Origin of the sequence: Pseudoxanthomonas sp. Soil82, assembly GCF_040446535.1 — a bacterium.
Taxonomy (GTDB): Bacteria; Pseudomonadota; Gammaproteobacteria; order Xanthomonadales; family Xanthomonadaceae; genus Pseudoxanthomonas; species Pseudoxanthomonas kaohsiungensis.
This window is the reverse complement of record NZ_JBEAAK010000001.1, coordinates 17,466-31,674: the sequence shown is the minus strand read 5'-3', so window position 1 is coordinate 31,674 and position 14,209 is coordinate 17,466. Positions and strand designations below refer to the sequence as shown.

Sequence of the window (14,209 nt, the reverse complement as noted above, 5' to 3'; positions counted from 1 at the left end):
GGCTGGACCGTGGGACTGGCGATGCTCCTGCTCGCCACGACGGCTTGCAACCGCAACCAACACCCGGCCGGCGCCGCTTCCGATCCGGCTGCGGATCCGGCACCGGCCGCCGGCGCGCCCACGCCGGAAGAGCTGCGGGGAATCATCAAGGACGCCTACGTCTACGGCTTCCCGATGGTGGACAGCTACCGGATCCAGTACTCGTACTTCGTCGATACGGCCAATCCCGAGTACAAGGGGCCCTGGAACCGGCTGCACAACGTGGCGCGCGTGTTCACGCCGCAGGACAAGGCGATCCAGACGCCGAACTCCGACACGCCGTACTCGTTCCTGGGCGCGGACCTGCGCACCGAACCGCTGGTGATCAGCGTGCCGGCGATGGACGAGGGGCGCTACTACTCGCTGCAGTTCATCGACATGTACACCCACAATTTCGCCTACGTGGGCAGTCGCGCCACCGGCAACGAAGCCGGCAGCTTCCTGCTGGCCGGACCGGCCTGGCAGGGCGAGGCACCGGACGGGATCACATCGGTGATCCGGTCCGAGACGGAACTGGCCTTCGTGCTGTTCCGCACCCAGCTGTTCGGCGCCGATGACCTGGAGAACGTCAAGGCGATCCAGGCCCAGTACCGCGTCCAGCCGCTGTCGCAGTTCACCGGCACCGCCGCACCGCCCGCCGCGCCCCCCATCGAGTTCATGAAGCCCTTGTCCGCCGAGGCGCAGAAGTCCTCGCCCGAGTTCTTCTCCATCCTCAATTTCCTGTTGCAGTTCGCCCCCACGCATCCCAGCGAGACCGCGCTGATGGAGCGCTTCGCCAGGGCCGGGATCGGCGCCGGCAGGACGTTCGACGTGGCCGCACTGTCTCCCGGGCAGCGCCAGGCGGTGGAGGCGGGCATGGCCGACGCGCTGGCGGCGTTCGCGCAGTACAAGGCCGAAATGATCGATACGGGCAAGAAGAGCAGCGCCGATGGCTTCGGCACGCGCGAGTTCCTCGGCAACGACTACATGGTCCGGATGGCCTCGGCCGTGCTCGGCATCTACGGAAACTCGAAGGAGGAGGCGAACTACCCGGCCTACTTCGTCGATTCGGACGGCAACCCCCTGGACGGGAAGGGCAATCGCTACACCGTGCGCTTCGAGCCCGGCAGGCTGCCGCCGGTCAACTCCTTCTGGTCGCTGACGATGTACGAGCTTCCCGCCAGCCTGCTGACCGAGAACCCGATCGACCGCTACCTGATCAACTCCCCCATGGAGAAAGACCTGGTGCGCGATGCCGATGGCGGGATCACCCTGTACATCCAGCACGAGTCGCCTGGCAAGGACAGGCAGGCCAACTGGCTGCCGGCGCCCGAGGGCCCGTTCTTCATGGTGATGCGCCAGTACTGGCCCAGGCCCGAGGCCCTGGACGGGTCCTGGAAGGTGCCGCCGGCGGTGCGCGCCACCGAATGACCGCCATCGAGGTCGCACCCGCAACACCCGGACTTCCGAACCCCGAGCCCACGAGGTGACCATGAAGACCCGTCGAATCACCGCCACCGTCCTGTCCGCCACCATTCTTGCGAGCCTTGCCGCCTGTGGCGAGCGTGGCGGGGCCGACGCGCCCGCCGCCGCCGTGCCGGCGAGCGGCCCCGTCGCGGAACAAGGCGCGCCTGCCTCCACCGTTCCGGACCTGGCCGACCCCTCGCGCTGGACGCGGACCGCCGAGGGCAGGATCCGGGTCACCCCGGACAACTTCATCCGCGCCGAGTCCGACGTGTACATGGCCGCGCAGTTGAAGGAAGGCGCGTTCGGCAAGTTCAAGCACACCCGCGAACCGGCGCCGATCGACAACCAGCCCATCATCCGCCTCAACCGCGACACCATCTATTCGGCGGCGGTCTTCGACCTGGACGCCGGCCCCGTCACCATCACCCTGCCCGACGCGGGTTCGCGCTTCATGTCGATGCTGGTGATCAACCAGGACCACTACAATCCGGCCGTTTTCTACGAGCCGGGTGCCCACACCCTGACCCGCGAGAACGTCGGTACCCGTTACGCGATGGTGGGCATCCGCACCCTGGCCGACCCGGACGACCCGGAAGACATGAAGCAGGCCCAGGCGCTGCAGGACGCGATCACCTTCGAGCAGCCCGGCGGGCCCGGGACGTTCGAGATCCCCGACTGGGATCCGGTGAGCCACAAGAAGGTGCGCGAAGCCTTGCTGGCGCTTTCCGGCACGATTCCCGACCTGCGCTACGCGGCGGGCGCGGACAAGGCTTCGGTCGACCCGGTGCGGCGGATCGCCGCGGCGGCCTCCGGCTGGGGCCTGAACCCGGACAAGGACGCCATCTACCTCAACGTCTACCCGGAAAAGAACGATGGCCTCACGCCCTACCGGCTGGTGGTGGGCGAGGTGCCGGTGGACGCGTTCTGGTCGGTCTCGGTCTACAACGCCGATGGCTACTACCAGCGCAACGACCTCAACGCCTATTCGCTCAACAGCGTCACCGCCGACAAGGGCGAGGACGGTTCGATCACCATCCAGTTCGGCGCCTGCACCCAGGACACGCCCAACTGCCTGCCGGTCACCGCCGGCTGGAACTACATGGTCCGCCTGTACCGGCCGCGCCAGGAAATCCTCGACGGCAGCTGGTCGTTCCCCGAGGCGACGCCGCTGCAGTAGCGGGCGCGGCTCGAAGGGCATGGGTCGGGTGCGGACCGGCGCGCAAGGACGCTCCCGGTCGCCCTGGACCGCGGCGCGATACGCGGACGGTCGACGCCGGCTGTCCGCGATGCCTCAGAAGCTGCCGGCGGGTACGCGCACGTGGCCTTCCATCAGCACGCGCGCGCTGCGGCTCATCAGCGCCTTGGTGACGGTCCACTGGCCGTCGACCTGCCGCGCTTCGGCGCCGACGCGCAAGGTGCCGGACGGGTGGCCGAAGCGCACCGAGTCGCGCGGCCCGCCACCGGCGGCCAGGTTGACCAGGGTGCCGGGGATGGCCGCCGCCGTGCCGATCGCCACCGCCGCGGTGCCCATCATCGCGTGGTGCAGCTTGCCCATCGACATCGCGCGCACGCGCAGTTCGATGTCGCCGGCGTCCACCTGCTTGCCACTGGAAGACACGTAACCGGCGGCTGGCGCGACGAAGGCCACCTTGGGCGTGTGCTGGCGCCTGGCCGCGTCGGCGACGTCGGCGATCAGGCCCATCCGCACCGCGCCATGCGCGCGGATCGCCTCGAATCGCGCCAGCGCGGCGGCGTCGGAGTTGATCGCCTCCTGCAGCTCGCTGCCGGTGTAGCCGATGTCGGCGGCGTTGACGAAGATGGTCGGGATGCCGGCGTTGATCAGCGTCGCCTGCAGCGTGCCGACGCCGGGCACGTCCAGGGTGTCGACGAGGTGGCCGGTCGGGAACATTGCCCCGCCGTCCTCGCCCTCGTCGGCCGGGTCGAGGAACTCGAGCTGGATCTCGGCGGCGGGGAAGGTGACGCCATCCAGCTCGAAGTCGCCGTCCTCGACCACCTGCCCGCCGGCCATCGGCACGTGGGCGACGATGGTCTTGCCGATGTTGGCCTGCCAGATGCGCACGATGGCCATGCCATCGCGCGGCAGCTTCGACGCATCGACCAGCCCGGCGGAAATCGCGAACGGGCCGACCGCGGCCGACAGGTTGCCGCAGTTGCCGGACCAGTCGACGAAGGCGCTGTCGATCGAGACCTGGCCGAACAGGTAATCCACGTCATGGCCGGCGCGCGTGCTCCGCGACACGATCACCGACTTGCTGGTCGAGGAGGTCGCCCCGCCCATGCCGTCGATCTGCTTGCCATACGGATCGGGCGAGCCGATCACGCGCAGCAGCAGGGCATCGCGTGCGGCGCCTGGTTGCCGCGCCGCCACCGGCAGGTCCTCCAGGCGGAAGAACACGCCCTTGGAGGTGCCGCCGCGCATGTAGGTGGCGGGGATGCGCGTTTGCGGGGCGTGGCGCGTCGGCGTGGAAGCCATGTCATCTGTTCCGGAAGGCGGGGTTCAAGCGAGCAGGTCGGGCTGCACGGGAGCCGGTTGCGCGGGCGGGCGCAGCGGGAAGGTGTCGACCACCTCGTAGCGGTAGTCGGCGCCGCGTCCGGCCACCTCCACCAGTTCGACGGCGTCGATCTGCCAGGGCACCGGCGCGATCGCGCGCGGCTCGAGCTGGCGATCGGCGAGGTAGCTGACCGTGACATGGGCGCGGTGGCCGAACGCCTGCGCCAGGCCGTGGTCTTCGAGCTTGGAACGCACGTCGGCCATCAGCAGCTTCATGCCGAGCGGCTTGTGGCCCTCGGGCACGAACTTCCAGTGGATGCGCCCGGGCGTGTTGCCGGAACTGCGCAGCTGGTCGAGCTGCAGGCAGAACGCGCGCGCCTCGAGCCGGCTGCAGGCCAGGCGCAGGTGTTCGCGCGCCTCGGGCGGATGCAGGTCCGACAGCGACTGGTGCCAGTTGCGCGGCGGGTACAGGGCGCGGCCCAGGGCCTGGTCGAGGCCGCTTTCGGCCAGCACCTGCAGCAGCGCCTCGCGCACCGTGTCGGGCACGCGCACCATCACGAACAGTTCGCCGGGTTGTGCCATCTCAGGCCGCCTTCGCCGCTTCGAGGAAGTCCTGGGCGAAGCGCTGCAGCACGCCGCCGGCTTCGTAGATCGACACTTCCTCGGCGGTGTCCAGGCGGCAGGTGACCGGCACCTCCAGGCGCTCGCCGTTGCGGCGGTGGACCACCAGGACCAGGTCGGCGCGCGGGCGGCGCTCGCCGAGCACGTCGAAGGTTTCGCTGCCGTCGATGCCGAAGGTGTGGCGGTCCTGGCCCGGCTTGAACTCCAGCGGCAGCACGCCCATGCCGATCAGGTTGGTACGGTGGATCCGCTCGAAGCCCTCGGCGACGATCGCCTCCACCCCGGCCAGGCGCACGCCCTTGGCGGCCCAGTCGCGGCTGGAGCCCTGACCATAGTCGGCGCCGGCGATGATCACCAGCGGCTGCCGCCGCTCCATGTAGGCCTCGATCACCTCCCACATGCGCATGACCGTGCCCTCGGGTTCCAGCCGGGCCAGCGAGCCCTGGCGCACGTTGCCCGCCTCGTCGCGCACCATCTCGTTGAGCAGCTTGGGATTGGCGAAGGTCGCGCGCTGCGCGGTGAGGTGGTCGCCGCGGTGGGTGGCGTAGGAATTGAAGTCCTCCTCCGGCAGGCCCATCTTCGCCAGGTACTCGCCGGCGGCGCTGGAGGCCAGGATCGCGTTGGACGGCGAGAGGTGGTCGGTGGTGATGTTGTCGCCCAGCACCGCCAGCGGGCGCATGCCGCGCAGCGTGCGCTCGCCGGCCAGCGCGCCTTCCCAGTAGGGCGGGCGGCGGATGTAGGTGCTCTGCGGGCGCCAGTCGTACAGCGGCTCGACCTTGCCGGTGTGTTCGACGCGCACGTCGAACATCGGGCCGTAGACCTTGCGGAACTGCTCGGGCCTGACGCTGGCCTTCACGATCGCGTCGATCTCCGCGTCGGACGGCCAGATGTCCTTCAGCCGCACCTCGTTGCCTTGCGCATCGATCCCGAGAACGTCCTTCTCGATGTCGAAGCGCACGGTGCCGGCGATGGCGTAGGCGATCACCAGCGGCGGCGAGGCCAGGAACGCCTGCTTGGCGTAGGGGTGGATGCGTCCGTCGAAGTTGCGGTTGCCCGACAGCACCGCGGTCGCGTACAGGTCGCGGTCGATGATCTCCTGCTGGATCGCCGGGTCCAGCGCGCCGCTCATGCCGTTGCAGGTGGTGCAGGCGAAGGCGACGATGCCGAAGCCCAGCTGCTCCAGGTCCGGCAGCAGGCCCGATTCCTCCAGGTACAGCTGCACCGCCTTCGACCCCGGGGCCAGCGAGGTCTTCACCCAGGGCTTGCGCTGCAGGCCGCGCGCGTTGGCGTTTCGCGCCAGCAGCGCCGCGGCGATCACGTTGCGCGGGTTGCTGGTGTTGGTGCAGCTGGTGATGGCGGCGATGATCACCGCGCCATCGGGCATCAGGCCGCGCGCTTCCTCGTCGCGGGCCGCCGCGAGCTTGGCCTCGTCGGCGATGCCGCGCTCGGCCAGCGCCGAGGTCGGCAGCCGCCTGTGCGGGTTCGACGGGCCGGCCATGGTGCGCACCACCGAGGACAGGTCGAACTCCAGCACGCGTTCGTACTGCGCCGCGGCCAGGTCGTCGGCCCACAGGCCGGCGGCCCTGGCGTAGGTTTCGACCAGTTGCACCTGCTTCTCCTCGCGGCCGGTCAGGCGCAGGTAGTCCAGGGTCTGCTGGTCGATGTAGAACAGCGCGGCGGTGGCGCCGTACTCGGGGCACATGTTGGAGATGGTGGCGCGGTCGCCGATCGTCAGCGCCGCGGCGCCCTCGCCGAAGAACTCCAGGTAATGGCCGACGACCTTCTCCCGGCGCAGGAACTCGGTCAGCGCCAGCACCACGTCGGTGGCGGTGATGCCCGGCTGCGGCCGCCCGGCCAGCTTCACCCCGGTGATGTCGGGCAGGCGCATCCACGAGGCGCGGCCGAGCATCACGTTCTCCGCCTCCAGCCCGCCGACACCAATCGCGACCACGCCCAGCGCGTCCACGTGCGGGGTGTGGCTGTCGGTGCCGACGCAGGTGTCGGGGAAGGCCACGCCGTCGCGCGTGTAGACCACCGGCGACATTTTCTCCAGGTTGATCTGGTGCATGATCCCGTTGCCCGGCGGGATCACTTCCACGTTGCGGAACGCGTGCCGGGTCCATTCGATGAAGTCGAAGCGGTCGGCGTTGCGGCGGTCCTCGATGGCGCGGTTCTTGGCGAACGCATCGGGATCGTAGCCGCCGCATTCCACCGCCAGCGAGTGGTCGACGATCAGCTGCACCGGCACCACCGGATTGACCTGGGCCGGGTCGCCGCCCTGTTCGGCAATGGCGTCGCGCAGGCCGGCCAGGTCGACCAGCGCGGTCTGGCCGAGGATGTCGTGGCAGACCACGCGCACCGGGAACCAGGGGAAATCCAGGTCGCGTCTGCGCTCGACGAGCTGCAGCAGGTAGGCGTCCAGCCTGGCCGGATCGGCGCAGCGCACCAGGTTCTCGGCGTGCACGCGCGCGGTATAGGAAAACGTGGCCCAGGCGCCGGGGCGGAGCGCCTCGACCGCTTCGCGGGCATCGAACCAGTCCAGGGGCGTGCCGGACGCGGGTGGGCCGGGGAGGGGTTTGCGGTGTCGGGTGTTCATGGCGGGCGGGCGCTGGCTCGTGGGCGGGCAGCCGGTCCGCTCGCGGTGGCGGCCGGTGGGTCTGCACCGATTCTAGGCCGCCCCCCGGCGGCGACCCATGCCGGAACGCTGCGTCGCGGCCGACGCGAGCCGAAACGGAGGGTTTGCATTGATGCAGGCGATCAACGCTTCCCGGTCCGCCCCGCGCCGGAAGCCCCCCACCGCGCTTCCCCGGGCCGCCGCGCAACGCCGGCCATGCGCCCGCCGCGGGCGGCGGAAACGGGGAGGCGTTCGCCCCGCCTTTATGGGGCCGGGAAGGCGCCCAGGTCCCCGGTTGCGCACTGCAGCAAGCCATTTTGCGGGGGGCTGGTACAGTCCGCATCTGCCCATGGCCGCCGCATCGCGACGCGGCCATGGCCAGCAACGGGCCGAGGCGCCCGTTTTTCCCTGGACATGATGGTAGCGCTAACACAAGGCGGGATTGAGCGGACTGGAATGAGCGGAATGGACCGGAACTCCCCGATCGTCATCGGCCTCGACGTCGGCACCCAGAGCGTGAAGCTGGTCGCCTACGATCCGCAGGCACGGCAGGTCGCGGCCACCCTCGGCGAGGCGCTGGAGCTGGCGTCCGGCGACGACGGCACGCGCGAACAGCGCGCCGAATGGTGGATCGACGCGATCCGCGCCTGCTTCTCGCGGCTCGACCCCGCGCTGCGGCAGCGCACGAGCGCCATCGGCGTGTCCGGCCAGCAGCACGGCTTCGTGCCGCTGGACCGCGCCGGCAACGTGCTGGCCCCGGCCAAGCTGTGGTGCGACACCAGCACCGCGGCCGAGTGCGACCTGATCATGGACGCGGTCGGCGGCGCGCAGGGCGCGATCGCCACCGCCGGCAACCCGATCATGGTCGGCTACACCGCCTCCAAGCTGCCGTGGACCCGCGAGCACCGCTCGCAGGCCTACGCCCAGCTGGCCACGATCCTGCTGCCGCACGACTACGTGAACTTCTGGCTGACCGGCGAGCGCTGGATGGAGCGCGGCGACGCCTCCGGCACCGGCTGGCTGGACGTGCGCACGCGCCAGTGGTCGGACGCGATGATCGCGGCCACCGACCCCGACCGCGACCTGCGTCCCTGCCTGCCGCCGCTGGTCGAGGCCGATGCGATGTTCCCGATCGCGGCGCCGATCGCCGACGAACTGGGCCTGCCGCGCGACGTGCGCGTGTCGGCCGGCGGCGGCGACAACATGATGGCGGCGATCGGCACCGGCAATGTTTCTCCCGGGGTGCTGAGCATGAGCCTGGGGACCTCCGGCACCCTGTTCGCCTACGCCGGGCAGGCGATGGTCGACGACGAAGGCCGCTGGGCCGCGTTCTGCGATTCCACCGGCGGCTGGCTGCCGCTGATCTGCACCATGAACTGCACGGTGGCCACCGAAGCGGTCGCGAAGCTGTGCGACTTCTCCACCAGGCAGGGCGACGACCTGCTCGCCGGCACCCGCCCGGGCGCCGGCGGCCTGCTGATGCTGCCGTTCTTCAACGGCGAGCGCACGCCCAACCTGCCCGATGGCCGCGGCAGCCTGTTCGGCATGACCGCCACCAACCTGACCCCCGCCAACCTGTACCGCGCGGCGATGGAAGGCGCGGTCTACAGCCTGAAGAACGGCTACGACGCCTTCGTCGACGCCGGCATGCGCTTCGAGGCGATCCGCCTGACCGGCGGCGGCAGCCACAGCGCGGTCTGGCGGCAGATGGTCGCCGACGTGTTCGGCCTGCCGGTGGACGTGCCCGAGCAGGCCGAAGGCGCCGCGTTCGGCGCGGCGCTGCAGGCGCTGTGGGCCAGCGAGCGCGCCGGCGACACCGGCGCCGACCTGGCCGCGCTGGCCGCCGCGCACGTGCGCCTGGATCCGCGCCTGTCGGCGCACCCGCACGCCGAGGCGACCGCCGCCTACGCCGCCCAGTACCAGCGTTTCCTTTCCCACCTGGATGCGATCCGGCCGCTGTACGCCTGATCGCGCAACCCGCGACACCCCCACTCCCTACGCGAGCACAGTCATGAGCAGCAAGCCCTTCATCGGCGCCAAGGAATACTTCCCCGGCATCGGCGCGATCCCCTACGAGGGTCCGAAGTCCGACAACCCGCTGGCCTTCAAGGTCTACGACGCCGACAGGAAGATCGGTGGCAAGACCATGCGCGAGCACCTGCGCTTCGCGGTCTGCTACTGGCACACCTTCTGCAACGCCGGCGCCGATCCGTTCGGCCCGGGCACGCGCCACTTCCCGTGGGAGCGCGACACCGCGATGGCCACGGCCGAGGCCAAGGTCGACGCGGCGTTCGAGTTCTTCACCAAGATCGGCGTGCCGTACTACTGCTTCCACGACGTCGACCTGGCGCCAGACGCCGAGGACGTGGGCCAGTACGAGAAGAACCTCAAGCACCTGGTCGGCCTGGCCAAGGAGCGCCAGCAGGCGACCGGGGTCAAGCTGCTGTGGGGCACGGCCAACCTGTTCTCGCACCCGCGCTACATGAACGGCGCCTCGACCAACCCGGACTTCGCCGTCGTCGCCCGCGCCGCGGTGCAGGTCAAGTCGGTGCTGGACGCGGTGGTCGAGCTGGGCGGCGAGCACTACGTGTTCTGGGGCGGCCGCGAGGGCTACGCCTCGCTGCACAACACCCTCATGAAGCGCGAGCTGGAGCACTTCGCCCGCTTCCTGACCATGGCCCGCGACTACGGCCGCAGCATCGGCTTCAAGGGCCAGTTCTTCATCGAGCCCAAGCCGATGGAGCCGATGAAGCACCAGTACGACTTCGACAGCGCCACCGTGGCCGGCTTCCTCAAGGAGCACGGGCTGGAGAAGGACTTCTCGCTGAACATCGAAGCCAACCACGCGACCCTGTCCGGCCACACCTTCGAGCACGACCTGCAGGTGGCCTCCGACCACGGCCTGCTGGGCAGCATCGACGCCAACCGCGGCAACGCGCAGAACGGCTGGGACACCGACCAGTTCCCGACCGACCTGTACGACACCGTCGGCGCCATGCTGGTGGTGCTGCGCCAGGGCGGCCTGGTCGGCGGCCTGAACTTCGACGCCAAGCCGCGGCGCGAGTCGACCGACATGGAGGACCTGTTCATCGCCCACATCGGCGGCATGGACGCGTTCGCCAAGGGCCTGGAAGTGGCGCACGCGCTGCTCAACGACTCGCCGTGGGAGGCCTGGCGCAAGGAGCGCTACGCCAGCTTCGACAGCGGCGCCGGCAAGGACTTCGAGCTGGGCAAGCTGTCGCTGGCGGACCTGGCCGCGCTGGGCGCGAAGAACGGCGAGCCGAAGCAGACCAGCGGCAAGCAGGAGCGCTACGAGAACCTGCTCAACCAGTACCTGCTGCGTTGAGGCGGTACGCCGTCCCTGCCGCCGGCGTCCGTGCCCGCGCCTGAGGGAGGCCCGGGCAAGACGGACGCGCAAGGCGCGGGGGCGGCGTGTTTCACCTGCACGTGCTTCAGCTGCACGTGCTTCATTGGCACGTGCTTCACCTGCAGCCAGAGGAGGGGACCGATGGGCAGCAGTGCCCGTATCGCGCGCGATCCGGCCGGCGCCGGCCTTGCCCGGCCCGGGCCCTCAGCCGGACTTGCCCGGGGCGCCGACCGAGCCGCGCACCACCAGCCGGTGCGGCACGACCTGGTCGACCAGGACGCGGGTGCTGCTGTCCTTGCGGCGGATGGTGCGCAGCAGGACGTCAATCGCGGCATTGGCCATCGAGGCGATCGGCTGGTGGATGGTGGTCAGTTCCGGCCACACCGTGGTGGCCGAGGAGCTGTCGTCGAAGCCGACCACCGACAGGTCGCGCGGGACGTCCAGCCCGCGCCGGTGCGCGACCGAGACCACCGCCGCGGCCATGTCGTCGTTGGAGGCGATGATCGCGGTCGGCGGGCGCTTGTGCGCGAGGATCTTCTCGCCGGTCTTCAGGCCGGAACGGTAGGTGTAGTCGCCCTGCTGGACCAGCGAGGCGTCGATGGGCAGGCCGGCCTCGAACATGGCGGTCTGGAAACCTTCGTAGCGCCGGGCGCTGGCGCTGAGGTCCGGGCGGCCCTTGATGAAGCCGATCCGGGTATGGCCCTGGGCGATCAGGTAGTCGGCCAGTTCCTTGCCGGCGCGCAGGTCGTCGATGCGCACGCAGGAGATCTCGTCGCTGGAGCGGCCGGCGGCGATCGCCACCACCGGGATCCCGGCGCGCACGAATTCGCTGACCGCCGCGTGCGATTCGCACACCGGCGGCGGCAGGATCACGCCGTCGACCTTGCCGGCCATCGCCCGCGCGGCCTTGCGCTCGGCGTCGGCGTCGGTGTGTTCCCAGTAGTCGATCACCAGCTGGATCGAGGTGCGCGAGGCCACCCGCAGCAGGCCGACCAGCATCTCGCGCAGGTACGCGCCGCTGGGATTGTTGTAGACCAGGGCGATGCGGGTGTGCTGCGCGGCGGCCAGCGAGCTGGCGGCCAGGTTGGGCGTGTAGTCCAGCTCGCGCACCGCCTGCAACACCCGCTCGCGGGTGGTGTCGCGGACCTTGCCCTGGTTGTTCATGACCCGCGACACGGTCATCGGCGACACGCCGGCGAGGGTGGCGACCTCGTCGATGGTCACGCCGCGACCCTTGCGTCGCACGGATTTCCTTGGCTTTTCCAACGTGGGTCCCTTCGAAAGTGCGCGATGGCCGGGGGGCGCATGGCCTTCGCCACCGGGCCGGCGCGGCCCGCATCCCCCCTGCACCGGAGGTTTTGATGGTATCGCTATCCCATGGGGCGCGCGATGCGGCCCGGGCCGGCAGCCGCTGGCACCGCGCCGGGCTGCTCTGCCTGTGCTGGCTGGCCGGGCTGGTGACAGGCTTGCCGGCGATGGCCGAGGACGGCTACGCGCTCTGGCTGCGCTACGTTCCGCTCGACGCCGGCCGCCAGGCCGCCTATCGCGCCCATGCGACCGAACTGGTTGTCGATGCCGGCACCCCGACCGGCCGCGCGATCCGCGACGAACTGCAGCGTGGCCTGCACGGCCTGCTGGGCCGGGCGCCGGTGCTGGCGGCCGGCGCCGGGCGCGCAGGCGCGATCGTGGTGGGCACGCCGTCGACTTCGCCGCAGCTGGCGGCACTGGGGCTGGACCTGTCGGCGCTGGGCGAGGAGGGCTACCTGCTGCGCAGCGTGCGCATCGACGGCCGTCCGGCGACCGCGGTCGCGGCCAACACCGAGCTCGGCGCGCTGTACGGCGCCTTCCACCTGCTGCGCCTGGTCCAGACCGCGCAGCCGCTGGACGCGCTCGACATCCGCCAGGCACCGAAGACCCGCGTGCGGGTACTCAACCACTGGGACAACCTGGACCGCTACGTCGAGCGCGGCTACGCCGGCGAGTCGATCTGGGACTGGCACAAGCTGCCGGACTGGACCGCCCCGCGCTATACCGACTACGCGCGCGCCAACGCCTCGATCGGCATCAACGGCACGGTGCTCAACAACGTCAACACCAGCGCGCAGTCGCTCACGCCGATGTACCTGCAGAAGGCGGCGGCGCTGGCTGGGGTGTTCCGTCCCTATGGAATCAAGGTCTACCTGAGCGCGCGCTTCAGCGCGCCGATCGAGATCGGCGGGCTCAAGACCGCCGATCCGCTCGACCCGGCGGTGCGGGCGTGGTGGAAGGCCAAAGCCGACGAGGTGTACCGCATCATTCCGGGATTCGGCGGCTTCCTGGTCAAGGCCAACTCCGAAGGCCAGCCCGGGCCGCAGGACTACGGCCGCTCGCACGCCGACGGCGCCAACATGCTGGCCGAGGCGCTGGCGCCGCATGGCGGCATCGTGATGTGGCGCGCCTTCGTCTACTCGCACGAAGAACCCGACGACCGCGCCAAGCAGGCCTACACCGAGTTCGTGCCGTACGACGGCCGGTTCGCGCAGAACGTGCTGGTGCAGGTCAAGAATGGCGCGATCGACTTCCAGCCGCGCGAGCCGTTCCATCCGCTGTTCGGCGCGATGCCCAAGACGCCGCTGATGATGGAGTTCCAGATCACCAAGGAGTACCTGGGCTTCGCCACCCACCTGGCCTACCTGGCGCCGATGTACGCGGAGACGCTGCGTGCCGACACCCATGCGCGCGGGCCGGGCTCGACCGTGGCCAGGGTCGTCGACGGTTCGCTCGAAGGACACCAACTCACCGGCATGGCCGGCGTGGCCAACATCGGCAGCGACCGCAACTGGAGCGGCTCGCACTTCGACCAGGCCAACTGGTTCGCGTTCGGCCGCCTGGCCTGGGACCCGTACCTGGACCCGGAGGCGATCGCGCGCGAGTGGGTGAAGATGACCTTCTCCACCGACCCGGGCTTCGTCGATCCGGTGGTGGCGATGATGATGGGCTCGCGCGAGGCGGTGGTCGACTACATGACCCCGCTGGGCCTGCACCACCTGATGGGCCGCGGCCACCATTACGGGCCGGCGCCGTGGGTCGAAGGCGGTCCGCGCGCGGACTGGACCTCGGTCTACTACCACCGCGCCGATGCGAAGGGTATTGGTTTTGACCGCAGCGCCAGCGGCAGCAATGCGGTGGCGCAGTACGCGCCGCCGGTGGCGGCGCGGTTCGGCGACCTGGCGACGGTGCCGGAGGAATTCCTGCTCTGGTTCCACCACGTGCCCTGGGACCACCGCATGGCTTCGGGCAACACGCTGTGGGACGAGCTGGTCCTGCGCTACGGCCGCGGCGTGGACTACGTCGCCGGCATGCGCCGGACCTGGGACGGGTTGGCCGGGAAGGTCGACCCGGAGCGGCATGCCCAGGTTGCTGCGTTCCTGGCGATCCAGGAGAAGGAGGCGCAGTGGTGGCGCGATGCGTCCATCGCCTACTTCCAGACCTTCTCGAAGCGGCCGCTGCCGGCGGGCGAACCCGCGCCGCCGCACTCCCTGGCGTACTACCAGGCGCTGCAGTTCCCGTTCGCGCCCGGAGACGGCAAATGAGCGGTGCCATTGCGCTCGCCACGCGCCGCTGGCCGGCG

The 14,209-nt window shown here is 70.3% G+C and carries 9 protein-coding genes; 5 read left to right on the top strand and 4 right to left on the bottom strand.

The annotated features are described in order from the left end of the window. Window positions 1-21: 21 nt before the first annotated feature. Complete coding sequence (locus ABKA19_RS00100) at window positions 22-1,449, top strand: DUF1254 domain-containing protein (protein WP_353687122.1); 1,428 nt, start codon at window positions 22-24, stop codon at window positions 1,447-1,449. A gap of 61 nt (window positions 1,450-1,510) precedes the next feature. Then, the gene (locus ABKA19_RS00095; RefSeq protein ID WP_353687121.1) at window positions 1,511-2,662 is read left to right on the top strand and encodes a DUF1214 domain-containing protein; all 1,152 of its coding nucleotides are present in this window, start codon (window positions 1,511-1,513) and stop codon (window positions 2,660-2,662) included. A 114-nt stretch (window positions 2,663-2,776) separates the two neighbouring features. On the opposite strand, the gene prpF is transcribed toward ABKA19_RS00095, so the two are convergent. From prpF to acnD, 3 genes are read right to left on the bottom strand one after another with little or no spacing between them, the layout of a single operon-like run. After that, window positions 2,777-3,979 (bottom strand): 2-methylaconitate cis-trans isomerase PrpF, encoded by a 1,203-nt coding sequence (prpF, locus tag ABKA19_RS00090; RefSeq protein WP_353687120.1) that lies wholly within the window; start codon window positions 3,977-3,979, stop codon window positions 2,777-2,779. A gap of 24 nt (window positions 3,980-4,003) precedes the next feature. Continuing rightward, window positions 4,004-4,579, bottom strand: coding sequence for a 2'-5' RNA ligase family protein (locus ABKA19_RS00085; protein WP_353687119.1), 576 nt, complete (start codon window positions 4,577-4,579; stop codon window positions 4,004-4,006). A 1-nt stretch (window position 4,580) separates the two neighbouring features. Continuing rightward, window positions 4,581-7,214, bottom strand: a complete 2,634-nt coding sequence (gene acnD / locus ABKA19_RS00080) for a Fe/S-dependent 2-methylisocitrate dehydratase AcnD (protein WP_353687118.1) — start codon at window positions 7,212-7,214, stop codon at window positions 4,581-4,583. Between the two features lie 483 nt (window positions 7,215-7,697). On the opposite strand from acnD, the gene xylB reads away from it, so the two are divergent. Continuing rightward, complete coding sequence (xylB, locus tag ABKA19_RS00075) at window positions 7,698-9,200, top strand: xylulokinase (RefSeq protein ID WP_353687117.1); 1,503 nt, start codon at window positions 7,698-7,700, stop codon at window positions 9,198-9,200. A gap of 43 nt (window positions 9,201-9,243) precedes the next feature. After that, window positions 9,244-10,578 carry a xylose isomerase gene (gene xylA, locus ABKA19_RS00070; protein ID WP_353687116.1) on the top strand — a complete coding sequence of 445 codons (1,335 nt, stop codon included), beginning with the start codon at window positions 9,244-9,246 and terminating at the stop codon, window positions 10,576-10,578. Window positions 10,579-10,803: 225 nt separating this feature from the next. Here the strand turns inward: xylA and ABKA19_RS00065 are convergent, their stop codons facing one another. After that, a complete protein-coding gene (locus tag ABKA19_RS00065; protein WP_353687115.1) occupies window positions 10,804-11,865 on the bottom strand; it encodes a LacI family DNA-binding transcriptional regulator in 1,062 nt (353 codons plus the stop codon). 95 nt (window positions 11,866-11,960) lie between these two features. Between ABKA19_RS00065 and ABKA19_RS00060 the strand changes: the two genes are divergently transcribed. Next, the gene (locus ABKA19_RS00060) at window positions 11,961-14,171 is read left to right on the top strand and encodes an alpha-glucuronidase family glycosyl hydrolase (protein WP_353687114.1); all 2,211 of its coding nucleotides are present in this window, start codon (window positions 11,961-11,963) and stop codon (window positions 14,169-14,171) included. The last annotated feature ends 38 nt before the right edge of the window (window positions 14,172-14,209 follow it).